This window comes from Streptomyces sp. NPDC018029 (assembly GCF_044327655.1).
GTDB lineage: Bacteria > Actinomycetota > Actinomycetes > Streptomycetales > Streptomycetaceae > Streptomyces.
The window spans coordinates 256,306-278,923 of sequence record NZ_JBIRFV010000004.1; the positions used below are offsets into that span (position 1 = coordinate 256,306).

Below are 22,618 nucleotides of genomic sequence, written 5' to 3' on the forward strand. Positions count from 1 at the left end.
ACCATGCACGTCACGCATCTCTCGCTGGCCGACTTCCGCTCGTACGCCCGGGTCGAGGTCCCTCTCGACCCGGGCGTCACCGCGTTCGTGGGCCCGAACGGACAGGGCAAGACCAACCTCGTCGAGGCCGTCGGCTATCTCGCCACACTCGGCAGCCACCGGGTCTCCTCGGACGCCCCCCTCGTCCGCATGGGCGCGGAGCGGGCCGTCATCCGGGCCGCCGTCACCCAGGGCGAGCGGTCCCAGCTGATCGAACTCGAACTCAATCCCGGCCGCGCCAACCGCGCCCGTATCAACCGATCCTCGCAGGTCAGACCGCGCGACGTGCTGGGCATCGTCCGCACGGTGCTGTTCGCGCCCGAGGACCTCGCGCTGATCAAGGGCGACCCCGGTGAGCGCCGGCGCTTCCTCGACGAGCTGATCACCGCGCGCTCCCCGCGCATGGCCGGGGTCCGCTCCGACTACGACCGGGTCCTGAAGCAGCGCAACACCCTCCTGAAGTCCGCCGCGCTCGCCCGCCGGCACGGCGGCCGCTCCATGGACCTGTCCACGCTCGACGTCTGGGACCAGCACCTCGCGCGCGCGGGAGCCGAGCTGCTCGCCCAGCGGCTCGACCTGATCTCCGCGCTGCAACCGCTGGCCGACAAGGCGTACGAACAGCTGGCACCCGGCGGCGGCCCCGTCTCTCTGGAGTACAAGCCGTCGGCACCCGGCGACGGGCACACCCGTGAGGCGCTCTACGAGCAGCTGATCGCCGCCCTGGAAGAGGCCCGCAAGCAGGAGATCGAGCGGGGCGTCACGCTGATCGGCCCGCACCGCGACGACCTGCTGCTCAAGCTGGGCCAGCTTCCCGCGAAGGGGTACGCGAGCCACGGCGAGTCCTGGTCGTACGCCCTGTCGCTGCGCCTGGCCTCGTACGACCTGCTCAGGGCCGAGGGCAACGAGCCGGTGCTTGTTCTCGACGACGTCTTCGCGGAGCTGGACGCGCGTCGCAGGGAGCGGCTCGCGGAGCTGGTGGCCCCCGGCGAGCAGGTGCTGGTCACGGCCGCGGTCGACGACGACGTCCCGGGAGTGCTCACCGGCACGCGGTACACGGTGGCGGACGGCGCGGTGGACCGCGTATGAGCTCCGAAGAGCCTGCCGAGGGCGCCCCCAAGGACACCGCCGCGGGGACCCCGAAGAAACCCGAGCCCTCCGGCGTCGACCTCGCCAGGGTCGCCCTGCGTGCCGCCAAGGAGCAGGCACGCGCGCGTGGGGACGCCGCCCAGCAGAAGAAGCAGGCCCGGCGCGGCGGACTGCGGTCCGGCGCCCGCGCGGACGGGCGCGATCCGCTGCCGCTCGGTTCCGCGATCAACCGTCTGATCACCGAGCGCGGCTGGGAGACGCCGGCCGCGGTGGGCGGCGTGATGGGCCGCTGGCCGCAGATCGTCGGCGACGACCTGGCCAACCACTGCGTACCGCAGCGGTACGACGAGGACGAGCGTGTCCTGACCGTGCAGTGCGACTCCACGGCGTGGGCCACCCAGCTGCGTCTCATGGCCCCCCAGCTGGTCGCACGCCTCAACGAGGACCTGGGCCACGGCACCGTGCGCCTCATCAAGGTCCTCGGACCCGGAGGCCCCCCGCGCCGCTTCGGACCCTTGCGCGCACCCGGTAGCACGGGCCCCGGCGACACCTACGGCTGAGCCCGTCGGTGACGGTTGCTGGCGGTTGACGGCTCGAAGCGCTGAGTGCCGCTGTGAGCGTTCTGGAGCCCTGGGCCGCATATGGGGAGTCGGCCGAGCCCGGTTCAGGGCGGCACGTGAGGACTCAGGTACCGGCAAACCCCCATCACTGTCAGCGCTACCGGTAGACTGGAAGCTAATCCCGCCCCACTTGTGGGACGCACCGAGCAACGCTGACTATCGCTGAACGACGCAGCCGCTCCGGCCACCGCCGGGAGCTTGGCTTGTGCTGTGCCAGAAAGGGCGCTTCGTGGCCGATTCCGGCAACCCCAACGAGAACATCCCGTCCACCGCCGCCGGCGAGAACGTCGAGGCACCGCCCTCGTACGACGCCAGCGCGATCACCGTCCTCGAGGGTCTGGACGCGGTCCGCAAGCGACCCGGCATGTACATCGGTTCGACCGGTGAGCGCGGCCTGCACCACCTGGTGCAGGAAGTCGTGGACAACTCCGTGGACGAGGCCCTCGCCGGCCACGCGGACACGATCGACGTCACGATCCTCGCGGACGGCGGCGTGCGCGTGGTCGACAACGGCCGAGGCATCCCGGTCGACATGCACCCCGTGGAGAAGAAGCCCGCCGTCGAGGTCGTCCTGACCGTGCTGCACGCGGGCGGCAAGTTCGGCGGCGGTGGCTACGCCGTCTCCGGTGGTCTGCACGGCGTCGGCGTCTCCGTGGTGAACGCCCTCTCGACCAAGCTCGCCGTCGACATCAAGCGCGACGGCTACCGCTGGACCCAGGACTACAAGCTGGGTGTGCCGACGGCCCCGCTCGCCAAGCACGAGCGGGTCGAGGAGTCGGGCACCACGGTCACCTTCTGGGCCGACCCGGACGTCTTCGAGACGACCGAGTACTCCTTCGAGACGCTGGCACGGCGTTTCCAGGAGATGGCGTTCCTCAACAAGGGTTTGACGATCAAACTCACTGATGAGCGCGACTCGGCGAAGGCCACGGCGGGTGCCGACTCGGCCGAGGCGACCGACGACGAGGCCGCCGAGGCCCGCACGGTCACGTACCACTACGAAGGCGGCATCGTCGACTTCGTGAAGTACCTCAACTCCCGCAAGGGCGAGGTCGTCCACCCGACCGTCATCGACGTCGAGGCCGAGGACAAGGAGCGCTTGCTCTCGGTCGAGATCGCGATGCAGTGGAACTCGCAGTACACCGAGGGCGTGTACTCCTTCGCGAACACGATCCACACGCACGAGGGCGGTACGCACGAAGAGGGCTTCAGGGCTGCCCTGACGGGCCTGGTGAACCGCTACGCGCGCGAGAAGAAGCTCCTCCGTGAGAAGGACGACAACCTCACCGGTGAGGACATTCGCGAGGGTCTGACCGCGATCATCTCGGTCAAGCTCGGCGAGCCGCAGTTCGAGGGCCAGACGAAGACCAAGCTGGGCAACACGGAGGCGAAGACCTTCGTCCAGAAGGTCGTGCACGAGCACCTCACGGACTGGTTCGACCGGAACCCCAACGAGGCCGCGGACATCATCCGCAAGGGCATCCAGGCCGCCACCGCGCGCGTGGCCGCCCGCAAGGCGCGCGACCTGACCCGCCGCAAGGGCCTGCTGGAGACGGCGTCGCTGCCCGGCAAGCTCAGCGACTGCCAGTCGAACGACCCCACCAAGTGCGAGATCTTCATCGTCGAGGGTGACTCCGCCGGTGGCTCGGCCAAGTCCGGCCGCGACCCGATGTACCAGGCGATCCTGCCCATCCGGGGCAAGATCCTGAACGTCGAGAAGGCGCGCGTCGACAAGATCCTGCACAACCAGGAAGTCCAGGCCCTCATCTCGGCCTTCGGCACCGGTGTGCACGAGGACTTCGACATCGAGAAGCTCCGCTATCACAAGATCATCTTGATGGCGGACGCTGATGTCGACGGCCAGCACATCAACACGCTGCTCCTGACGTTCCTCTTCCGCTTCATGCGGCCGCTGGTCGAGCACGGGCACATCTACCTGTCGCGCCCGCCGCTCTACAAGATCAAGTGGTCGCGGGACGACTTCCAGTACGCGTACTCCGACCGAGAGCGCGATGCCCTGGTGGAGCTCGGCCGCCAGGCCGGCAAGCGCATCAGGGACGACTCGGTCCAGCGCTTCAAGGGTCTCGGCGAGATGAACGCCGAGGAGCTCCGCATCACCACGATGGACCAGGAGCACCGCGTGCTCGGCCAGGTGACCCTGGACGACGCGGCACAGGCCGACGACCTCTTCTCGGTGCTGATGGGAGAGGACGTCGAGGCACGGCGCTCGTTCATCCAGCGCAACGCCAAGGACGTCCGTTTCCTCGACATCTGAGTCGGCCCGTACAAGCCGCACCTCGAAAGGACTTTGACCAGCAATGGCCGACGAGAACACCCCTGTGACGCCCGAAGAGGAACCCGCCGTTCCTGGTGTGGGCATGCGTGTCGAGCCCGTCGGGCTCGAGACGGAGATGCAGCGCTCGTACCTCGATTACGCGATGTCCGTCATCGTGTCCCGCGCGCTGCCCGACGTACGCGACGGTCTGAAGCCCGTCCACCGCCGCGTCCTGTACGCGATGTACGACGGCGGCTACCGCCCCGAGAAGGGCTTCTACAAGTGCGCCCGCGTCGTCGGCGACGTCATGGGCACGTACCACCCGCACGGTGACTCCTCCATCTACGACGCCCTGGTGCGCCTCGCCCAGCCGTGGTCGATGCGGATGCCGCTGGTGGACTCCAACGGCAACTTCGGCTCCCCGGGCAACGACCCGGCGGCCGCCATGCGGTACACCGAGTGCAAGATGGCGCCGCTGGCCATGGAGATGGTCCGTGACATCGACGAGGAGACCGTCGACTTCACGGACAACTACGACGGCCGCAACCAGGAGCCGACGGTCCTGCCCGCGCGCTTCCCGAACCTGCTGATCAACGGTTCGGCGGGCATCGCGGTCGGCATGGCGACCAACATCCCGCCGCACAACCTCCGCGAGGTCGCGGCGGGCGCGCAGTGGGCCCTGGAGCACCCCGACGCCTCGCACGAGGAGCTGCTCGACGCCCTCATCGAGCGCATCAAGGGCCCCGACTTCCCGACCGGTGCCCTGGTAGTGGGCCGCAAGGGCATCGAGGAGGCGTACCGCACGGGCCGTGGCTCCATCACGATGCGCGCGGTCGTCGCGGTCGAGGAGATCCAGAACCGCCAGTGCCTGGTCGTCACCGAGCTGCCGTACCAGACCAACCCCGACAACCTCGCGCAGAAGATCGCCGACCTGGTCAAGGACGGCAAGGTCGGCGGCATCGCCGACGTCCGCGACGAGTCGTCCTCGCGCACCGGCCAGCGCCTCGTCATCGTCCTGAAGCGTGACGCGGTCGCCAAGGTCGTCCTGAACAACCTCTACAAGCACACCGACCTGCAGTCGAACTTCAGCGCCAACATGCTGGCCCTGGTCGACGGTGTGCCGCGCACCCTCTCGCTGGACGCGTTCATCCGCCACTGGGTGACGCACCAGGTCGAGGTCATCGTCCGGCGCACGAAGTTCCGGCTGCGCAAGGCCGAGGAGCGGGCGCACATCCTGCGCGGCCTCCTCAAGGCCCTGGACGCCATCGACGAGGTCATCGCGCTCATCCGCGGCAGCCAGACCGTCGACATCGCGCGCGAGGGCCTCATGGGCCTCCTCTCGATCGACGAGATCCAGGCCAACGCCATCCTCGAGATGCAGCTGCGCCGGCTCGCCGCCCTGGAGCGCCAGAAGATCGTCGCCGAGCACGACGAGCTCCAGGCGAAGATCAACGAGTACAACTCGATCCTGGCCTCCCCCCAGAAGCAGCGCCAGATCATCAGCGACGAGCTCGCGGCGATCGTCGACAAGTTCGGCGAGGACCGTCGCTCCGCCCTGGTGCCCTTCGACGGCGACATGTCCATGGAGGACCTGATCGCCGAAGAAGACATCGTCGTCACCATCACGCGCGGCGGCTACATCAAGCGCACCAAGACGGAGGACTACCGCTCGCAGAAGCGCGGCGGCAAGGGCGTGCGCGGCACGAAGCTGAAGCAGGACGACATCGTCGACCACTTCTTCGTCTCGACGACGCACCACTGGCTGCTGTTCTTCACGAACAAGGGCCGCGTCTACCGTGCGAAGGCGTACGAGCTGCCCGACGCCGGCCGCGAGGCCCGCGGCCAGCACGTCGCCAACCTCCTCGCCTTCCAGCCGGACGAGCAGATCGCCGAGATCCTCGCGATCCGTGACTACGAAGCGGTGCCCTACCTGGTGCTCGCCACCAAGGGCGGCCTGGTCAAGAAGACCTCTCTGAAGGACTACGACTCGCCGCGGTCGGGTGGCGTCATCGCCATCAACCTCCGTGAGACGGAGGACGGTTCGGACGACGAACTGATCGGTGCCGAGCTCGTATCGGCCGAGGACGACCTGCTGCTCATCAGCAAGAAGGCCCAGTCGATCCGGTTCACCGCAACGGACGACGCGCTGCGCCCGATGGGCCGCGCCACTTCGGGCGTCAAGGGAATGAGTTTCCGCGACGGCGACGAGCTGCTCTCGATGAATGTCGTTCGTCCAGGTACGTTCGTGTTCACCGCCACCGACGGTGGGTACGCGAAGCGGACCAACGTCGACGAGTACCGCGTCCAGGGTCGCGGTGGCCTCGGCATCAAGGCCGCCAAGATCGTGGAGGACCGCGGCTCGCTCGTCGGCGCCCTGGTGGTCGAGGAGACCGACGAGATCCTCGCCATCACGCTGTCCGGCGGTGTGATTCGTACGCGAGTCAACGAGATCAGGGAGACGGGCCGTGACACCATGGGCGTCCAACTGATCAACCTGGGCAAGCGCGATGCCGTGGTCGGTATCGCTCGTAACGCCGAGGCCGGGCGCGAGGCCGAAGAAGTCGACGGGGACATCGTCGTCGACGAATCGGACGGTGCCGAGCCGGCCGCCGGTACGGACGAGGGCATGGACTCCTCGGCCGAGTAGCGCGAGGAGTGAGTCATCGTGAGTGGAGCCACGGGCGCCGGGGCGAATCGGACCGGCACTACCGGCACGGAAGGTGCCCGTGGCTCCGCCACTGATGCACACGACTCAGACGAGTCTCATGGATCCCAGGGGGGGACTGTGACGGACACCCGAGGGCCAGAGACCGCTGGTCAGGCCGCTGACCAGTACGACGCCTCGTACACGGCGGGCAAGGGCAAGAACAAGAAGAAGGCGGGCGGGGCGCTGCCGGGGGAGCGACAGCCCCAGCAGCAGTCGTCCCAGCCGTACCATCCGCCGCAGGCGTATCAGCAGGGCGCTCAGGCCGGTGGTGCACGCCTGCCGCGCACCGGGGCGCGCACCACGCCGCGCACGCGCAAGGCGCGGCTCCGGGTGGCCAAGGCCGACCCCTGGTCGGTGATGAAGGTCAGCTTCCTGCTCTCCATCGCGCTCGGCATCTGCACGATCGTCGCGGCGGCCGTCCTGTGGATGGTCATGGACGCGATGGGCGTCTTCTCCACGGTCGGCGGCACGATCTCCGAGGCGACAGGATCGAACGAGTCCAACGGCTTCGACCTGCAGTCCTTCCTGTCGCTGCCGCGCGTCCTGATGTTCACGACGATCATCGCGGTCATCGACGTCGTCCTGGCGACGGCTCTGGCGACGCTGGGTGCCTTCATCTACAACCTCTCCGCGGGCTTCGTGGGCGGCGTCGAGCTGACCCTGGCCGAGGACGAGTAGCTCTCTCGTAGCTGTGCCTTCGTGGCCGCCCTCCCCGCGCGCGGGTATCGATTTTGGGACTGGCGCCCAGGTGCGCTAATCTTCAGAGGTCAGCGCGCGGGACATACACCGCAGCGCGGCGGGGCTATAGCTCAGTTGGTTAGAGCGCATCCCTGATAAGGATGAGGCCACAGGTTCAAATCCTGTTAGCCCCACCAGCACGGAACCCCCAACCGGTCACGGTTGGGGGTTCTGGCGTTTCCGGGGGGGGCTTCTGAGCTCCTCCTGTGCTCCTTCTGTCTGGGCTCTTCCTGTGCCTGCCCTCCCTCTGCTCTTCAGGGGAGCTGGCCGGGCTCCCCTTGTGGCTCTCGTCGGGGACAGGCGAGGCGGTAGCCAATGAAGCGATAGCCAATGAAGCGATAGCCAATGAAGCGGCAGCCAGTGAAGCGGCAGCTAATGAAGAAGACCCCCGGCCTGTGGCGGCCGGGGGTCTTCTGAGGTTTACGAGGGCGTGTGCCCTGGGCGCGGGGCCGGGGTTACGGCTCCGAGGCGAGGACCGGCTCATGCGCGGGGGACTCGGTCTCGGTGTCCGCGTCCATGTCCGTGGGCGGCAGGTGCCGGCAACTCGGGGACGAGCCGTGGGCCTCGGCGCGGATGCGCTGCTTCATCGTCGGGGGCAAGGACCGTTCGTACGCTGCCGCCCAGAGGGCCGTCATCGGCGCGGTCACGCACGCCGTGGCGTTGCGTGCGTTCGTGGTCTCCTGTACCGCCGTGGCCGCGGTGGCCGTCGTGGTGAGTCCCAGCGCGGCGAAGAGCGCGAGGAAGGCGGTGACGATCGTGGTCCACAGCTTCATGGCCTTGTTGCCGGTCATGGCCCCTCAATTCGGGTTGGGCGATTTGCGTACTTTCCTCATGATGTGTATGTGGGGCTGAGAGTGGTGGACCGACGCTCGTGGCGCGTGGATGTTCAGATGAACACCACCCGGATGGCCGCAAGAGCGCCGAGAAAGCCGAGAAAGGGGCAAAGCGGCGAAAGTCACAGTCGGGGCGGGGGCCCGGGCGGAGCGCCGAGGTCCGTTTCGACTGCGCCGCGCAGGGCGGGAGTTGGGGCGGATCCAGGTCACCGATCGATATCGCTCGGTGTGTATAGTCGGGCGCCAGAAGTCCCCTACGTCAAGGAAAGACGAGGTCGCGCGGTGAAGAAGCTTCTCCTGGTCGCACTGGCCGCCATCGGCGGGCTCCTCGTGTACCGCCAGATCCAGGCGGATCGCGCCGAGCAGGATCTGTGGACGGAGGCGACTGACTCCGTGCCCACGGGTTCGTGAGTACCGACAACAGTCACTTACAGGCCCCGGTCGCTTTTGCGGCCGGGGCTTTGTGCTGTTCGCGTTTGTTAATCGAGCGCTTGCCTATGCAAACGCTGGGGTGGCGCAGTTGCGTCGGTGGTGGGCTCGTGGTGGTGTCCGCGCGGCGGTCGGCGGGCAGGACGGTCGGGATGGGTGGGACGGCTGGGTTCGCGGCGAGGGGTGACGCGTGATGGGGCGGCGGAGGTGGAGGCTGCGCGGGGGCTCGGCTGCGGCTGTGGTCGCGGCGTTGTGCGTGGTGGCGGTGGGTTCCGGGCAGGCCGGGGCCATGCGGCAGGCCGGGGCCATCGGCCAGGCTGGGGACACGGGTCAGGGCGTGACTGCGGGGCCGTCACCCGGCCCGTACGCCTTTGCCGAGGGCGTCGAGACAGTCGAGGGCGCGACGAGCAATGTCGAAGGGCCTCGGCTCAGCCCCGGTAAGACGTACAAAAGCTCCCTCCCGCGCGTGGGGCAGCGTTTTTACCGCCTGCAGCTCAGGGCGGAGGACAGCGTGTACGTCTCGGTCACATCTGTCCCGAAGCTCGGTACGAGGGTCTCCTACGCCGACGGGGTCAAGGTGTCCGTACAGGATCCCGACGGCAACAACTGCAGCCCTCTGGAGGCGGAAGAGGCGCGGTTCGGCTCTTCGGAGAGCCCGCGCCCGATCACGGCCACGGCAGTGCGCAGGGTCGGCCCCGAGGAGAAGAGCTGTAGAGGCGCGGGTACGTATTACGTGCTTGTCGAGCGGGCCAGAGCCTCCAGTGCCGCTCTGGAGACCTGGGATCTGGAACTGCACGTGGCGTCAGAGCCCGCGCTGCGGACGGGAAGCGCGACCGCTCCGCCGGAGTCGTGGAACTCCGCGGCTCCTGTACTCCCGTCGGGAGAGCGGAAGCATCGCGGGGGCGGCACGGGCTTCAACACGGCCCGGGGGCTGGAGAAGGGGGTGTGGGGGGCCGACATCGCACCCGGGGAGACCCTCTTCTACCGCGTCCCGGTCGACTGGGGGCAGCAACTGTCGGTCGCAGCGGAGCTCGGCAGTTCGGGTGGAGTTGGTCGCGGGGCGGCTCGGGACGCGGGGTACGTCTCATCCGCGTTGGTCGTGTCACTGTCCAACCCGGTGCGTGCGCAGGTCGACGACGCTGACACGGCGTACGACGGCAGGCAGAAGTCGACGGTCCTGGACCCGCTGCCGCCGGTCGCGTACGAGAACCGCTTCGCCCTCACCGACGAAGTCGCCGCCATGCGCTTCGCCGGCTGGTACTACCTGGCGGTCCACCTCAGCCCGGACGTCGCGGAGAAGTTCGGCGCCGCCCCGCTGGAACTGACGCTACGGGTGGACATCGACGGGTCGCCGCGGCCCGGGCCCTCGTACGCGGGAACGCCCGAGCCCGCCGAGAATTTCGGCGTCACGGAGCGGGACACGGCGGCGGCGGAGCGCGGGGAGACGGCGACCGGGCCCGGTGCGAGTTCTGGTGGGGACGACGACGGGCTGATGGTGGTCATCGCCGCCGGGGGCATCGGGACCGGCGTGGTCCTGCTCGCGGCCCTCGGCTTGTGGACGCTGATCGCGCGGCGCAGGGCGTCGAGTGCATCCGAAGCGGAATCGGCATCGGCGGCAGCGTCGGCTCCCGTGGTCGCGCAGTCCGGGCAGTTCGGGCAGTTCGGGCCGCCGCGGGGCTGGTGAGGGTGGGGCGCCGGGCCTCGCCTCGCTCGTCAAAGCTGCGTGAGTGCCCAGACGCCGATCGTGAGGCAGGTCAGCGCTATGAGCAGCATCGGCACCGCTACCTTCGCGGGCGGCCCAGGGCGCCTCGGCAGAGTGGAGGAAGCCGCGGATTGGGGCTGGGGAATTGGGTGGTTCGGGGGCGGAACCTGGGCGGCGTGAGCGGTGTATGGATAAGTAGAGGCGTGAGCGTGAGCGCGCGGCGCCGAGGACGTGACGGTGAGATCGGGTGCAGGTGTCGGTGCCTGTAGGGGCATCGGAGTGGGGGGAGTGGACGGCAAGGGAGGTTGCAGCCGACCTGACGTTGGCTCGGGGGCCGAGGCGGGAGGCGGACCCGGAGCCGGAGTGGGGGTCGGAGTCGGAGTGGAGGTCGGAATCGGTGGCGGGGTCCGCGTCGGAGGCGCTGGTGCAGGTGCAGGCGGAGGCGGCGACGGCGGTGTCGAGGCCATGCCGGGTGACCGGTGCCCGGGCGTGGGGCGCGCATGGCGAGGTGCGGAGCCCGGGCGCGGTGTGGCAGCGAGAGGACCCTCGGGGCCGAAACCCGTGGGCAGAGGGGGGAGTTGATCGAAGACCTCGATGAGTTCGTCGTCCGGGCCCGGCTCGGGCAGCATCTCCGCGGCCGATGCCAGCGCCTTGCGCGCCCCCGTGGCGGTCCGGAAGCGCGCCTGGGGGTTCGGTTGGAGAAGGGTGGCGATGACCTGCCAGAGGGGCTCGGGCACGCCCTGCGGGGCCTGCGGCGTGCCGTGTTCGGCGAAGTACTCGATCAGTGCTTTGGCGTCCGGCTTGGCGCCTTCCAGGAGGTACAGGGCGACCAGGCCGACGGCGAAGAGGTCGGCGGTGAAGTCCGGTTCGGCGCCCAGCATCTGCTCGGGGGCGAAGTAGCCGGGCGTCCCCACCACGTAGTCGGTCTCGGTCAGCCGTGGCTCGCCCTTGCGCATCGAGATGCCGAAGTCGGACAGGCGCAGATGCGGGCGCCCGGCGCCGGTGGCTTCCAGCAGGATGTTGGCGGGCTTGATGTCGCGGTGGACGACGCCTTCGGCGTGGACGGCCGCGAGGCCGGAGAGGAGTTGGTCGAGGAGGGCGCAGACGAAGCGGGGCGGCAGTGGGCCGTAGTCCCCGATCACGTGCGCCAGTGAGCCGCCGCCGATCAGGTCCATGGTGAACAGGACCTTGTCGTCGTCGGCGGCCCAGCTGGCGGGCGCGAGCACATGCGGGTGGTCGATCCGCAAGGACTGCTCCCGTACGAATCTCAACAGGGAGTGTGCGTCGCTCTGTTGCAGGACCTTGGCGGCCACGTACCGGTGTCGCCGGTGGTCCCAGGCGCGCCAGACCGCTCCGACTCCCCCGCGTCCGATCGGGTCGACCAGTTCGTACCGGCCGGCGAAGACCTCACCCATGGTCGCGCTCCGCTCCCCTTCCGGGCCGCGCGCGGCGGCCCGGTCGACGGCTCAGCTCTGGTGCGCCTCGTAGTGGGCGACCGCGTCCGCGGTGCGCCCGGCGCCGTACACCCGGAGGAACTCTGCCAGCTCCGGGTGGGTCGGGGCGAGGGAGTCGGCGGCATCGATGATGTCGCCGGCCGCGGCGACGGAGCGCAGCAGTGACTGGATCTCGCGCACCACGCGCTTCACCGTGGGGGCACCCGAACTGGTCGCCGTCTGCGCGGTGTTGGTGAGGACGGAGCCGCCCTGGGACTTCTTGATCTCGTCCATGCGGTCGGTGGCCTCGGCGGCGCTGACGCTGCCGTCCGCGACCTGGCCCGCCAGTTCCTGGAGGAGCTGGACGCGCTGGACGACGGCGGGGTTGCCGATCTTGGCGCGCTGGCCGCTCATCAGCTGGGACAGCATGGGCGCGGACAGGCCGAGGACTCCGGCGAGGCGTGCCTGGTTCAGTCCCAGATCGTCGATGAGGCGGCGGAAGAGCGCTCCCAGCGGCTCCCCGTACCAGTTCCGCTGGAGCTCTCGTGCTCTCGCGGTGGTGTCCTGCTGTGCGGCGTCCATGTGCGTCTCCCCATCGCTTCCCCTAAGACCGCGGTTCGCTGCCGCGAACCACGTCGTGCATCTTACGGAGCGTGGTCGTGGACCGGGAGTCCCAATCCTTTTGCGAGATCGGGGGGGTGACCCGGTACTCTGGTCTGCGATGCACGCCGGGACGTGGTTCCTCCGGTTCGATGTATCTCTCGCGGGGCCTTAGCTCAGTTGGTAGAGCGCTGTCTTTGCATGGCAGATGTCAGGGGTTCGACTCCCCTAGGCTCCACAACCGTAAAGCCCCTCTGACCTGTGGAAACACAGGTCAGAGGGGCTTTTTGCGTACGGGGTGTGGGGCGGGGCCGGGGGCGTCAGGCCGGGTGGCCGGCGGTGATGTCGCTCGCGTCGTTCAGGGCGAACGGGGGCGGCAGCTGTTCGTCGGTGCCGGTCGTGGTGTGGGCGGCGATGGGGTCGAGCACGAAAGCTACGTGGTCGCCGCCGTCGAACCGGTCGTGGACGCGTCCGACGAACCAGGCGAGAGCATCGGAGAGGATCACGGTTCCGTCCGGCCCCTCGTGCCAGTCCAGGTCGGAGAACTTGTCCGTCCGGTCGCTGCAGAGGGACCCGAACCGCTCCGCGAGGTCGTGCCGGTGCCGGGGCAGCAGGTGGACCGCGAGGGTGCGTGCCGACCGGGCGAGACGGTAGGTGTGGTTGGCCTTGGAGAGCCACACGGCGAAACGGGCGGGCTGAAGGGAGCACTGGCTCGCGAAGCCGACCAGGCAGCCCGCGCGCTGCCCGTCCGCCACCGCGGTGACCACGTACATGGCAGGGTTCGTGAGCCCGGTGAACGCCGAGATGTCCTGGTCCGTGCCCATGGTCAGGCGGTGACGCGGACGGTGGTCAGCGAGCTGTCGGCGGCGTCCGGGAGGTTCATGCCCGCTCGTACGCCCGAGCGCAGGTAGTTCAGGACCGGTTCCGTCAGGCGCTCGCCGGGCAGGACCACGGGAATCCCGGGCGGGTACGGCGTGATCATCTCTGCGGCGATGCGTCCCGTCGCCTCCTCCACGGGCACGTCCTCGAGGTCGGCGAAGTATGCGTCGCGCGGCAGCGAGGCCTGCTTCATGCGCAGCTCGTCGGGGTCGGGGACTTCGACCCCCGGTGCGTCGGTCAGGTCGGGGGCGTGCCGGGAGAGGTCGCGCAGCGCGTCCAGGAGGCGCGCGACGGAGGACGCGTCATCGGCGTAGGTCAGCTGGGCGCTGATCCTGCGGTGGTCGAAGAGGTGCATGTCGATGTGGTGCCGGGTGCGCAGCCAGTCGGCGGCGCGGTAACCGGTGGTCCCCAGCGCGGAGAGGTCGATCACGATGGGCAGGGGGTCGAGATCGGCCGCCCGACCGGGACCGCAGTAGTCCTGGGCTCCGTCGACGTGCAGACCGTCGATGTCACTGATCGCTGCACGGGTGTCGGCAGCCAGGCGCAGGGCGTCGTCGAGAAGCTGCTTGCCCTGCTGGACCATCTGGCGGCGCCAGCCGTCGAGCCCCGCGTAGAGCAGGACGGAGGGGCTGGTGGTGCCCAGCAGGTCGGCCCGGGAGGCGAGGACTGCGGGGTCGATGAGGTCGCCCTGGAGGTGGAAGACCGAGCCCTGTTCCAGGCCGCTGCCCATCTTGTGGACGCTGGTGACGCAGATGTCCGCGCCCGCGTCCATCGCCCAGGTCGGCAGCTCGTCGTGGAAGGGCAGGTGGGCGCCCCAGGCCTCGTCGACGATGAGGGGCTTGCCGCGCCGGTGGCACACCTCGGCGATGCCGTTCAGGTCGGCGGTCGAGCCGTAGGGCGTGGGGCTGGTGACCAGTGCGCCGTCGGCGTCGGGATGGGCCTCGAAGGCTTCCTCGAACGACTCGGCTGTCGGCGGGTGGGCGAGGTGCCGCTCCGGGTCCCAGGCGGGGCTCACCCAGACGGGCTCGACGCCCGACAGGATCAGGCCCGCGATGACGGACTTGTGGGCGTCACGGCCGACCAGGAGACGGCGGTGCGGGGCAGTCACCGTCAGCATGGCCGCCTTGACCGACAAGGAGCTGCCGCACGTGGAGAAGTAGGTGTGCTCGGCGTGCACGGCGTCGGCCATCAACCGCTGGGCGCGTTCCAGGATCTGCTGGCGGCTCAGTCGGTCGTCGAGCCCGCCACTGGCGAGCACGTCGCCGAGGAACACCGCTTCTCCGAGCACCTTGGTGACCCGTGGGTCCGCGCCGCGGGCCTGCTTGTGGCCGGGCGGCGTGAAGGCGAGCTCGTCGGCTTCGTGGTACCGCTCCAGGGCCTCCAGTACGGGGGCCTCGTCGTGGTTCAAGCTTTCGTTCGCAGCCATGCCAGGTGCAGTTCCCGTTTCGGCGGGCACCAACCCGCGACTGCGCGGGTGGCGCGGGGCGGAGTGGGCCAGAGTGGGGCCCCGGGGCGTTGTTTCACGTGAAACACCGGTGGGGCGGGAGGCCTGACGGCCCCGCCCCACGGCGTCCTACCGCGTACGGGACCGCGGCGTCAGCTCCGCTTGTCGCCGTCCGTGCTGTCGGCCTCCGCCTCGGCCTGCTTGGCCTGCACCTCCGGGTCCAGGGCCGCCTGACCGCTGCCGTCGACGGAGGTCAGCGGCGTGCTGTCAGGGACCTCGGTGGCCGCGGGCGGCTCGACCAGCCAGTCCGGGTTGGCCTGCTTGTCCCACCACTTCCATGCGGCCACCGCGCCGCCCGCGAGGATGCCGACCACGGCGAGCCTCTTGGCGAGACGGCCCGCCTTGGCGCGGCGCTGGTGCTTGCGGGCCAGGCGCTGGATCTCCTTCGCCGAGACCTGCCCGCGCAGCGCGGCGAGTGCCGCCGTGCCACGGGACGCGGCCTCTTCGCGCACGGGCTGTGCGACGGCGACCGCCTGCTCGATACGGGGCCTGGAGTAGTCGGCGGCCTGACGGGCGGCCTTGCGGGTGCGGACGGCGGCTTCGTGCGCTGCGTGGTCGACCTTCGGCGGCACATGCGTACGGGCCTGCTCGACACGGGGTGCGACGTGGGCGCTGTACTGGACACGGGCTTGCTCGGCGGCCACACGGGCTTGCTCAGCGGCCTGCTGGGCGGCAAGCGACACCTTGGGTGCGAGCCGTACGCGCGCTTCGTGGGCGTAGTGGGTGGCCCGGTCCTTGGCCGTGTCGGCGTAAGGCGCCACCGCGTCCGCGGCGTGACGCACGCTGTCCTTGGCAGAGCCGGTGGCGGCGCGCACGCTGTCGATGCGGGTCACGGGATCCTCCTCCTCGGTGGCGTATAGGTATGTCACCTTTCCACCCTTTCAGCGATCATGCCTTCCGGATCGTTCCAAGGCATGCGAGGGCGGGCATCCGGGTCACGGGAGCTGACGCCGGCCAATCTCTGAAGCGGTTCCCATCCGGCTCCGATCCAGTCTCTGCACAGGGAAAGGATCTCTGTTCAGGTGATCAGTCGGCCCGTTCCGTTCAATTCGATCCAATTGGTGCAAGAAGAGCTCCCGGCCGACAATGCCATGGATCGCTTCGGCGCGCGCCCAGTCGGTGGCTACTCGTCCCAATCCGGTCCGTGCGAGGATCGGGGTGTCACAGAAGACAACGGAAGGCAGATCGTGGCTGAGCAGCTTTACGCCACCCTGAAGACCAACCAGGGCGACATCGAGGTCCGGCTTCTGCCGAATCACGCGCCCAAGACGGTCAAGAACTTTGTTGAGCTCGCTCAGGGCGAGCGCGAGTGGGTTCACCCGCAGACCGGCAAGAAGACGAAGGACCGTCTGTACGACGGCACGGTCTTCCACCGCGTGATCAGCGGCTTCATGATCCAGGGCGGTGACCCGCTGGGCAACGGCACGGGCGGTCCGGGCTACGAGTTCGAGGACGAGTTCCACCCCGACCTCGCCTTCGACAAGCCCTACCTGCTGGCGATGGCCAACGCCGGTCCCGGCACCAACGGCTCGCAGTTCTTCGTGACTGTCGCGCCGACGGCGTGGCTGACCCGCAAGCACACCATCTTCGGCGAGGTCGCCAACGACGCCGGCAAGAAGGTCGTGGACGCCATCGCGGCCACCCAGACCAACCCGCGCACCGACCGCCCGGTCAACGACGTGGTCATCGAGTCCGTGGTCATCGAGACCCGCGACGCCTGACCCACGACGCCTGACCCGCGCGTACGCGTATGCGCGAGGGAACCAAACCGCCCCGCCCATCCGTAAGGAAGGGCGGGGCGGCGCGTTGCCACGTGTGCCGTCACAGTGCCTTCGTACGGAGATTGAGGGGACCCCATGGACCAGGCGCCAGGCAGCCCGCAGGAGCCACAGGGCGCGTCGGGCCTCCCCGGCTGCTACCGGCATCCGGACCGTGAGACCGGTATCACCTGCACGCGCTGCGAGCGCCCCATCTGCCCCGAGTGCATGATCAGTGCCTCGGTCGGCTTCCAGTGCCCCGAGTGCGTCCGCACCGGCTCCGGCACCGGTCACGCGCCGACGGCCACCCAGCCGCGTACGGTCGCGGGCGGCGCCGTCACCGCCGACCCGCGCCTGGTCACCAAGGTTCTGGTCGGGCTGAATCTCGCCCTGTTCCTGGTGCAGTTCGTGGTCGGGGATCGCTTCACCGACCGGTTCGATCTGCTGGGACGGGCCTTCGTGCCGGAGTTCGGCACGGTCGAGGGTGTCGCCGAGGGGCAGTGGTACCGCCTGGTGACCGCGATGTTCCTGCACAGCAGCGTCATGCACATCGCCTTCAACATGCTCAGCCTGTGGTGGATCGGCGGCCCGCTCGAAGCCGCCCTCGGCCGCGTTCGCTACCTCGCGCTCTACGTGGTCTCGGGCCTCGCGGGCAGCGCGCTGACGTATCTCCTGGAAGAGCCGTTCCGCCCCTCGGTGGGGGCCTCCGGAGCGATCTTCGGCCTGTTCGGCGCGACCGCCATCCTGATGCGGCGCCTGAACTACGACATGCGGCCGGTCCTCGCCCTCCTTGCGATCAACATGGTGATCACCTTCTGGTGGCCCAACATCGCCTGGCAGGCCCACGTCGGCGGGCTCGTCGGCGGCGTCATCGTCGGGTACGCGATGGTCCACGCGCCCCGCGAGCGGCGGAACCTCATCCAGTACGGCAGCTGTGCGCTGGTGCTCGTCGCGACGGTGGTCATGGTCCTCGTTCGGACCGCGGAGCTCACCTGACGTACCGGGTTGTCCACAGCGTGTGCCGGATCTTGTGCATGCTGTGGGGAACAACCGTGCCCCTTGTCGCTGACCTGGGTTTTCCCAGGAAGGACAAGGGGCGGGCGAGGAGGGAGACCCGGTGGGTCAGTCACACCGGCGTCAACCGGCTGAGGGTTATCCACAGATCTTCAGCCTTTTTCCACTCATGTGGATAGCGCTGTGGATAACTCAGGGCAGGGCTTGCTTCTGGCGGGCTGCTTCCGCCGTCCGGCGGGCTGCTTTCACCGTCCGGCGAGCTACTTCCACTGAGTGGAGACGCCGAATCCGGCCGCGATGAAGCCGAAGCCGACCACGATGTTCCAGTTGCCCAGCGGGTCGATCGGCAGCTTGCCGTCCGTGACGTAGAAGACGACGATCCAGGCGAGCCCGATGAGGAACATCGCCAGCATCACCGGAGCCACCCAGCTGCGATTCGTCAGCTTGATGTTCGTCGCCTTCTTGGCCGGCGGCGGAGTGTAGTCGTCTGCCTTCTTGCGGATACGTGACTTCGGCACGAGGGTCTCTCCTGTCGATGCGCTGCGTGGCCGCGCAGGTAACTGTGGTCTGGCGCCTGGCGGGGCACTACTAAGGAGCTGAAGCCTCCCCCGGGCGTCCGTTAGCGTAGTGCTTCCAAGGCGCTGAAGGAGATAAGGGTACGTTGAGCAATTCTGCCGACCCTCACAAAGGTGCCGGTCGTCGCCCCCGATGGCGTCCGGTTCGGGTGCTTACGGGTGCTGTTTTCGCACTCGCCGGGCTGATCTTCTTCACCAGTTTCAACACGGCCAAGGGCACCAACATCCGTACCGACGCGTCCCTGCTGAAACTCTCCGACCTCATTCAGGAGCGCAGCCACAAGAACGGCAAGCTCGACGAGTCCAACGGCGCCCTCCGCGACGACGTCGAATCGCTCGCCGAGCGCGACGGCGGCGGCACCAAGGCGGACAGTGCCCGGCTCAAAGCGCTCGAGAAGAACGCCGGCACCAAGAAGCTCAGCGGCAAGGCGATCACCGTCACCCTCGCCGACGCCCCGCCCGACGCCACCGCGAAGCTCCCCGGTTACCCCGAGCCCCAGCCCAACGACCTGGTCATCCACCAGCAGGACCTCCAGGCCGTGGTCAACGCGCTCTGGCAGGGCGGCGCCGAGGGCATCAAGGTCATGGACCAGCGCCTGATCTCCACGAGCGCCGTGCGCTGCGTCGGCAACACCCTGATCCTCCAGGGCCGCGTCTACTCCCCGCCGTACAAGGTGACGGCTGTCGGAGACCCCGACAAGCTCAGGACCGCCCTCTCGGCGTCCCCCGAGATCCAGAACTACATGCTGTACGTCAACGCGTACGGACTCGGCTGGAAAGTGGACGACGACGGGGCGGTGACTCTTCCCGGCTACTCGGGCACAGTGGATCTCCACCACGCGAAGCCGGTGGAATGACCGCGGGATGACTGCGGATCGACCGTGGAGTAGCCGCCTCTGGGGGGTCCTGTGTCCGTGCGTGTGCTGGTCAGGACGTTCAGCGAACTGTGCATCACCGTCGGCACGTTGATCGTGCTCTTCGTCGCGTACGTCCTGTTCTGGACCGGCGTGAAGGCCGACAACGCCATGGACAGCCAGATCGACGAGCTGCAGGACCGATGGGCCCAGGGCGCGGTCTCCGCGGGGACGGACGAGAAGCCGACCGAGACCTCGCCGCAGCCGCCCGGCCCGTACAAGAACGGCAAGGCCTTCGCCGTCATGTACATCCCGCGCTTCGGTTTCACGTGGAACAAGCCCGTGCTCCACGGCACCGGCACCGACGTCCTCAAGAAGGGCCTCGGCCACTACGCCTCCACCGCCCGGCTCGGCCAGAAGGGCAACTTCGCCGTCGCGGGCCACCGCCGCACCTACGGCGACCCCTTCAAGGACTTCCCGAAGCTGCGCCCCGGTGACGCCGTCGTCCTGACCGACGGCGCGACCTGGTTCACGTACCGCATCGACAAGAAGCCCTACAAGACCCTCCCCGGCGACATCGACGTGATCGACCCCGTGCCGCGCAAGTCCGGCTACGACGGCCCGGGCCGTTACCTCACGCTTACGACCTGTGAACCAGAGTGGGGCCACAGCCACCGGCTGATCGCCTGGGCGCATCTGGACGCGACCCAGCCCGTGGAGGCAGGGAAACCGGAGGCACTGCGCCGTTAGTCTGGTGCGGTACGACGCGGGAGGCCGGGTCGTACGCGACGGAAGGGACGGCATGTACGGCTGGATCTGGCGGCATCTGCCGGGAAACGCATGGGTGAGAGCACTGATTTCCCTGGTGCTCGTCCTCGCGGTGGTCTATGTCCTGTTCCAGTACGTCTTCCCGTGGGCGGAGCCGCTGCTGCCCTTCAACGACGTCACCGTGGACGGCCAGTGAGCACCGCCGGCGGCGCCCGCAGCCGCAGCCGCATCCTCGTCGTCGACAACTACGACAGCTTCGTCTTCAACCTCGTCCAGTACCTCTACCAGCTGGGTGCCGAGTGCGAGGTGCTGCGCAACGACGAGGTCGAGCTGCGGCACGCGCAGGACGGCTTCGACGGCGTACTGCTGTCGCCGGGCCCCGGCACCCCGGAACAGGCGGGCGTCTGCGTCGAGATGGTGCGGCACTGCGCCGCCACCGGCGTGCCCGTCTTCGGGGTCTGCCTCGGCATGCAGTCCATGGCGGTGGCGTACGGCGGCGTGGTGGACCGTGCCCCGGAGCTCCTGCACGGCAAGACCTCGTCCGTCCGTCACGAGGGCAAGGGAGTCTTCGCGGGCCTGCCGTCCCCGTTCACGGCGACCCGCTACCACTCGCTGGCCGCCGAGCCCGCCACCGTACCGGCGGAGCTCGAGGTCACCGCGCGTACGGAGGACGGCATCATCATGGGGCTGCGCCACCGTGAACACGCCGTCGAGGGCGTGCAGTTCCACCCCGAGTCGGTCCTCACCGAGCACGGCCACCTCATGCTCGCCAACTGGCTGGCGGAGTGCGGCGACACCGGCGCCGTCGCCCGATCGAGCGGGCTCGCCCCGGTGGTGGGCAGGGCCACGGCGTGACGGCGCCGGGCCCCGAGCGCGGCTCCTCCGGAGGCTCGTATCAGCCCCCGGGGGAGCACCCCTCTCCGTGGTTCCGCAGCGCGCCGGCGGATCCCACGCCGCCCCCGTACGAGCCGGTCCGGGACGACGAGACGATCGGGCTGCGGACCGCCGACACGCGGCGAATAGTGGAACCACCGGGCCCCGGCCTCCCCGCAGAGGGCAGGGCCGCGCGCCGCAAGGCCGCCAAGAAGGGGGCCACGCGCCCCGTGGAGCCCCGCCCGGGCGTACCCCTCACGCGGGTCGAGGCCCGCCGTGCGGAGCGTGCCCGCAGGCCGTCGCCGGGAGCGGTGATCAGCCGGGGGCTCGGCGAGGTCTTCATCACCGTCGGCGTCCTGATGCTCCTGTTCGTCACGTACCAGCTGTGGTGGACGAACATCCGTGCCCAACAGCAGGCGGACGGCGCCAAGCACGACCTCCAGGAGAGCTGGGCCAAGGGCGAGGGCAAGCCCGGGGCCTTCGAGCCGGGGCAGGGTTTCGCGCTGCTGCACATTCCGCGTCTCGACGTCGTCGTGCCGGTCGCCGAGGGCATCGACAAGCAGAAGGTCCTCGACCGCGGCATGGTCGGGCACTACAACGAGGGCGCGACCAAGACCGCGATGCCGGACGCCAAGACCGGCAACTTCGCGGTCGCGGGTCACCGCAACACGCACGGTGAGCCGTTCCGCTACATCAACCGGCTGGAGCCGGGCGACCCCATCGTCGTGGAGACGCAGGACAAGTACTTCGTCTACAAGATGGCGAGCATCCTGCCGCAGACCATGCCCAGCAACACGAGCGTGATCGGGCCCGTCCCGCCGGGTTCGGGCTTCACCAAACCCGGCCGGTACATCACACTGACCACCTGTACCCCGGAATTCACGAGTAAGTATCGAATGATCGTCTGGGGCAAGATGGTCGAGGAACGACCGCGCGACAAGGGAAAACCGAGCGCGCTCGTGAACTAGAACGGTGAGAACGGGGCAGATCCAGTGGCAGCCACGACCGACGACGAGAAGCAGGCCGAGGCGCCGGCCTCCTCTCCCGCTCCCGCACCCCGGCGGCGCGGCCGCGGCCCGATCGCCACGGCGGTCAGCGTCTTCGGCGAACTCCTCATCACCGCGGGCCTCGTACTCGGCCTGTTCGTCGCCTACTCGCTCTGGTGGACGAACGTCATAGCGGACCGCGAGGCGCACCGGCAGGGCGACCAGGTACGCGACCACTGGGCGGAGGGTCGCGGCCCTGGCGGCCTCGACACCAAGGACGGCATCGGCTTCCTCCACGTACCCGCGATGGGCGACGGTGAGATCCTCGTCAAGGCGGGCACCAGCAGCGAGCTCCTCAACGACGGCATCGCGGGCTACTACAAGAAGCCGGTCAAGTCGGCCCTTCCCCAGGACAAGAAGGGCAACTTCTCGCTGGCCGCGCACCGCGACGGCCACGGCGCGAAGTTCCACAAGATCGACAAGATCAAGAAGGGCGACGCGATCGTCTTCGAGTCCAGGGACAAGTGGTACGTCTACAAGGTGTACGCGACGCTGCCCGAGACCTCGAAGTACAACGTGAAGGTCCTCGACCCGATCCCGAAGGAGTCGGGCGCGAAGAAGGCGGGCCGCTACATCACGCTGACGACCTGTACGCCCGTCTACACGTCGCGCCACCGGTACGTCGTGTGGGGCGAGTTGGAGCGGGTCGAGAAGGTCGACAGCAAGCGGACGCCGCCGGCGGAGTTGGACTGAAGTGATGGGCCTCGTGACCGGGGTCACATACTCACATCCTCGGCATGCCTGTCGTCCCCATGTTCAACGCTCTGATCGAGGCAGTAGGAGAACACCGGCGGCGTGTGATCGCCTTAAGCAGTGACAGTGTTTTGACGCTGTCGAGCGTCTCCGCTGCAGTTGAGGACACTGCCACGCAGTGTCCTCAACTGCA

Annotated in this window: 21 protein-coding genes and 2 tRNA genes; 16 read left to right on the forward strand and 7 right to left on the reverse strand. The window is 68.8% G+C overall.

Features of this window, described 5'->3' with window-relative positions; translation table 11 throughout:
- Nucleotides 1-3 precede the first annotated feature (3 nt).
- The 6 genes from recF to ACH4D5_RS14065 all read left to right on the forward strand — a co-directional run bounded on the left by recF (nt 4) and on the right by ACH4D5_RS14065 (nt 7,602).
- On the forward strand, nt 4-1,125 hold the full coding sequence (recF, locus tag ACH4D5_RS14040; protein WP_398301861.1) for a DNA replication/repair protein RecF: 1,122 nt from the start codon (nt 4-6) through the stop codon (nt 1,123-1,125).
- The gene (locus ACH4D5_RS14045; RefSeq protein WP_398301863.1) at nt 1,122-1,685 is read left to right on the forward strand and encodes a DUF721 domain-containing protein; all 564 of its coding nucleotides are present in this window, start codon (nt 1,122-1,124) and stop codon (nt 1,683-1,685) included. Before recF ends, ACH4D5_RS14045 begins: the two co-directional genes overlap by 4 nt.
- Before the next feature lie 265 nt (nt 1,686-1,950).
- Nucleotides 1,951-4,020 carry a DNA topoisomerase (ATP-hydrolyzing) subunit B gene (gyrB, locus tag ACH4D5_RS14050; protein WP_398301865.1) on the forward strand — a complete coding sequence of 690 codons (2,070 nt, stop codon included), beginning with the start codon at nt 1,951-1,953 and terminating at the stop codon, nt 4,018-4,020.
- A gap of 43 nt (nt 4,021-4,063) precedes the next feature.
- Nucleotides 4,064-6,667 (forward strand): DNA gyrase subunit A, encoded by a 2,604-nt coding sequence (gyrA, locus tag ACH4D5_RS14055; protein ID WP_398301867.1) that lies wholly within the window; start codon nt 4,064-4,066, stop codon nt 6,665-6,667.
- 18 nt (nt 6,668-6,685) lie between these two features.
- Nucleotides 6,686-7,405, forward strand: a complete 720-nt coding sequence (locus ACH4D5_RS14060) for a DUF3566 domain-containing protein (RefSeq protein ID WP_398301869.1) — start codon at nt 6,686-6,688, stop codon at nt 7,403-7,405.
- 120 nt (nt 7,406-7,525) lie between these two features.
- Nucleotides 7,526-7,602, forward strand: a tRNA-Ile gene (locus tag ACH4D5_RS14065).
- Nucleotides 7,603-7,920: 318 nt separating this feature from the next.
- On the opposite strand, the gene ACH4D5_RS14070 is transcribed toward ACH4D5_RS14065, so the two are convergent.
- Complete coding sequence (locus tag ACH4D5_RS14070) at nt 7,921-8,256, reverse strand: DUF6344 domain-containing protein (protein ID WP_398301871.1); 336 nt, start codon at nt 8,254-8,256, stop codon at nt 7,921-7,923.
- 324 nt (nt 8,257-8,580) lie between these two features.
- On the opposite strand from ACH4D5_RS14070, the gene ACH4D5_RS14075 reads away from it, so the two are divergent.
- On the forward strand, nt 8,581-8,709 hold the full coding sequence (locus ACH4D5_RS14075) for a DLW-39 family protein (protein WP_003999697.1): 129 nt from the start codon (nt 8,581-8,583) through the stop codon (nt 8,707-8,709).
- A gap of 484 nt (nt 8,710-9,193) precedes the next feature.
- Complete coding sequence (locus ACH4D5_RS14080; RefSeq protein WP_398301873.1) at nt 9,194-10,411, forward strand: hypothetical protein; 1,218 nt, start codon at nt 9,194-9,196, stop codon at nt 10,409-10,411.
- Nucleotides 10,412-10,440: 29 nt separating this feature from the next.
- Here ACH4D5_RS14080 and ACH4D5_RS14085 read toward each other — a convergent pair whose 3' ends face one another.
- Entirely contained in the window at nt 10,441-11,844 is a 1,404-nt protein-coding gene (locus ACH4D5_RS14085; protein WP_398301875.1) for a serine/threonine-protein kinase, read from the reverse strand.
- 51 nt (nt 11,845-11,895) lie between these two features.
- Complete coding sequence (locus ACH4D5_RS14090; protein ID WP_055527494.1) at nt 11,896-12,444, reverse strand: hypothetical protein; 549 nt, start codon at nt 12,442-12,444, stop codon at nt 11,896-11,898.
- A gap of 183 nt (nt 12,445-12,627) precedes the next feature.
- On the opposite strand from ACH4D5_RS14090, the gene ACH4D5_RS14095 reads away from it, so the two are divergent.
- A tRNA-Ala gene (locus ACH4D5_RS14095) sits at nt 12,628-12,700 on the forward strand.
- Between the two features lie 82 nt (nt 12,701-12,782).
- Here the strand turns inward: ACH4D5_RS14095 and ACH4D5_RS14100 are convergent.
- The 3 genes from ACH4D5_RS14100 to ACH4D5_RS14110 form a co-directional block, all read right to left on the reverse strand.
- Complete coding sequence (locus tag ACH4D5_RS14100) at nt 12,783-13,286, reverse strand: flavin reductase family protein (RefSeq protein ID WP_398301877.1); 504 nt, start codon at nt 13,284-13,286, stop codon at nt 12,783-12,785.
- A 2-nt stretch (nt 13,287-13,288) separates the two neighbouring features.
- A complete protein-coding gene (locus ACH4D5_RS14105) occupies nt 13,289-14,767 on the reverse strand; it encodes an aminotransferase class I/II-fold pyridoxal phosphate-dependent enzyme (protein WP_398301879.1) in 1,479 nt (492 codons plus the stop codon).
- Between the two features lie 170 nt (nt 14,768-14,937).
- The gene (locus tag ACH4D5_RS14110; protein ID WP_398302606.1) at nt 14,938-15,678 is read right to left on the reverse strand and encodes a DUF5324 family protein; all 741 of its coding nucleotides are present in this window, start codon (nt 15,676-15,678) and stop codon (nt 14,938-14,940) included.
- Between the two features lie 354 nt (nt 15,679-16,032).
- Between ACH4D5_RS14110 and ACH4D5_RS14115 the strand changes: the two genes are divergently transcribed.
- Both ACH4D5_RS14115 and ACH4D5_RS14120 read left to right on the forward strand, forming a co-directional pair.
- Nucleotides 16,033-16,566 (forward strand): peptidylprolyl isomerase, encoded by a 534-nt coding sequence (locus ACH4D5_RS14115; protein WP_398301881.1) that lies wholly within the window; start codon nt 16,033-16,035, stop codon nt 16,564-16,566.
- Between the two features lie 135 nt (nt 16,567-16,701).
- Entirely contained in the window at nt 16,702-17,598 is an 897-nt protein-coding gene (locus ACH4D5_RS14120) for a rhomboid family intramembrane serine protease (RefSeq protein ID WP_398301883.1), read from the forward strand.
- A 278-nt stretch (nt 17,599-17,876) separates the two neighbouring features.
- Here ACH4D5_RS14120 and crgA read toward each other — a convergent pair whose 3' ends face one another.
- The gene (gene crgA, locus ACH4D5_RS14125) at nt 17,877-18,134 is read right to left on the reverse strand and encodes a cell division protein CrgA (RefSeq protein ID WP_055563960.1); all 258 of its coding nucleotides are present in this window, start codon (nt 18,132-18,134) and stop codon (nt 17,877-17,879) included.
- Between the two features lie 143 nt (nt 18,135-18,277).
- Here crgA and ACH4D5_RS14130 point away from each other — a divergent pair, with 143 nt between their 5' ends.
- The 5 genes from ACH4D5_RS14130 (at nt 18,278) to ACH4D5_RS14150 (ending at nt 22,425) form a co-directional block, all read left to right on the forward strand.
- Nucleotides 18,278-19,048 carry a DUF881 domain-containing protein gene (locus tag ACH4D5_RS14130; RefSeq protein WP_398301885.1) on the forward strand — a complete coding sequence of 257 codons (771 nt, stop codon included), beginning with the start codon at nt 18,278-18,280 and terminating at the stop codon, nt 19,046-19,048.
- Nucleotides 19,049-19,105: 57 nt separating this feature from the next.
- On the forward strand, nt 19,106-19,795 hold the full coding sequence (locus ACH4D5_RS14135) for a class E sortase (RefSeq protein ID WP_398302608.1): 690 nt from the start codon (nt 19,106-19,108) through the stop codon (nt 19,793-19,795).
- A 210-nt stretch (nt 19,796-20,005) separates the two neighbouring features.
- A complete protein-coding gene (locus tag ACH4D5_RS14140; protein ID WP_398301887.1) occupies nt 20,006-20,668 on the forward strand; it encodes an aminodeoxychorismate/anthranilate synthase component II in 663 nt (220 codons plus the stop codon).
- The gene (locus tag ACH4D5_RS14145) at nt 20,665-21,654 is read left to right on the forward strand and encodes a class E sortase (protein ID WP_398301889.1); all 990 of its coding nucleotides are present in this window, start codon (nt 20,665-20,667) and stop codon (nt 21,652-21,654) included. Before ACH4D5_RS14140 ends, ACH4D5_RS14145 begins: the two co-directional genes overlap by 4 nt.
- Nucleotides 21,655-21,678: 24 nt before the next feature.
- Nucleotides 21,679-22,425, forward strand: a complete 747-nt coding sequence (locus ACH4D5_RS14150; RefSeq protein WP_398301890.1) for a class E sortase — start codon at nt 21,679-21,681, stop codon at nt 22,423-22,425.
- Nucleotides 22,426-22,618 lie beyond the last annotated feature (193 nt).